Consider the following 1,470-nt stretch of genomic DNA (forward strand, 5'->3'; position numbering starts at 1 on the left):
TGGTACGTGACTGCATCTCTACGTCTGATCCCGGATACTACTAGTGTGTTCTGGCGCAGTTGTCTGTAGTGGCGTGCTAGACGCTTTGTGTCTTGAATGATACTGCAGCCACCGACATCTCCACTGATCTCTTCGTCGGAAGGGTCAGAGGTGTAGAAGAGACAGTTCCACCACCAGTGACGTGCGGATTGGTGTCGTGCCCGGATGAGATCGCCCGCGGGTGGCAAGTCGTTGAAGTCGGCTGAGACTTCTGCGTAGGCCTCGAGGAGGGAGAGCAGGTTGGGCTCCACGTCTTCGAAGCGGCGCTCACGTTCCACGAACGGCCGCAGTGCTGCCCATACGGTGGCGGCGCGGCGGCGCACCATCAGTGTCGCGGTCGGCTCGTCGATGATTCCCGCCGCGTAGAGAGATGCCAGGGTCTGGAAGAAGTAGGCCACGTTGTAGACGGTTTCGCGGACTTCGTGCGGCAGGCCGCGCAGGCCGCCGTTGGGGTCGTGTTCCTGCCCGAGGCGGGTGCACACGTACTGGTACTGGTCGTGGAGGCGGACGTTACGGAATTCTGAGAGCAGGTCCATGAGCGCCGGCAGATGGTTGGCGTGGCGCGCTGTGCGTACCTGGAGTGCGCCGAACCAGAGTGTGGCAAGGAGTGCCACTACGGACACCGTGACGGCGAGCAGGTTGAACAGGGTCGACACACTCACCTCGACCTCCGGATCATCCAGGCGGCCCGGGCCGCTGTGAGGTGCAAGTCGGGCGTCTTGGGTGGGGCTCGACACTCCGGATTGCCGGTGGGGCGGCGGTGTTCGTACTCCCCGTGCTTTCCCTGCCGGCACACGTCTGGAAACGCTCGGAGCTCACCACTCGCGTACCGGGGCCGATGGGCTGTTACGCGCGCCTCGTGGGCCACAGCGTTGCCGTGCCGCGGCTTGCCCCGAGCGAGAAGAACATCCCCATCCACCGCGCTGCCACTCGTCGCCAGCCGTGTCCGGCGGCCGCGGTGGTGAGGGGGCATCAGGCGACGACCGCCTCTGCTTGGCAAGGCGGGCCAGATGCTGCTCGCGCAGCTCTTCCCAGGGGGTGCACTGCTCGGGGTCGGGCAGTCCGTTGGCGGCGACGTCCTCCAGGACGGCCGCGAACTGGTCGGCCCGGGCGCGGGCCTGCGCCGCGACCGCGCGCACGGCATCGGCAGTCTCGGCATCCAACGGCCGCCGGGCGGCGGATGCCGGCTCCCGGCAGCACACTCGGTGCAACTCGCCTACGCGACCGAGTGATCCGGCCGCCGCACGCTCCTGCTCCCACACAGCGCCGGACGGAGCACAGGCAGGCGAGTCGGCTTGGGCCGCCACGCCTGCCGCGGCGCCGTTGCCTCCCTGGCGCGCCTGGCCGTGCCGGGCGCCGAGCGCGGAGGCCCCGGCCGACGCGCAACGAGAAGAGAACGGCGCCCCGATCCCCCGAGGCGCACCCTCACCC

General features: G+C 68.2%; 1 protein-coding gene and 1 pseudogene. Both read right to left on the reverse strand.

The features are described 5' to 3' along the window. Positions 1-701, reverse strand: a 701-nt coding sequence (locus HLK59_RS49970; RefSeq protein ID WP_171148323.1) for a hypothetical protein, incomplete at its 3' end; no start/stop codon positions are given. Between the two features lie 324 nt (positions 702-1,025). After that, positions 1,026-1,241, reverse strand: a pseudogene (locus HLK59_RS51835) (hypothetical protein); the annotation flags it as partial. Positions 1,242-1,470 lie beyond the last annotated feature (229 nt).

Source organism: Streptomyces sp. S3(2020) (assembly GCF_013044505.1).
Lineage (GTDB): Bacteria > Actinomycetota > Actinomycetes > Streptomycetales > Streptomycetaceae > Streptomyces.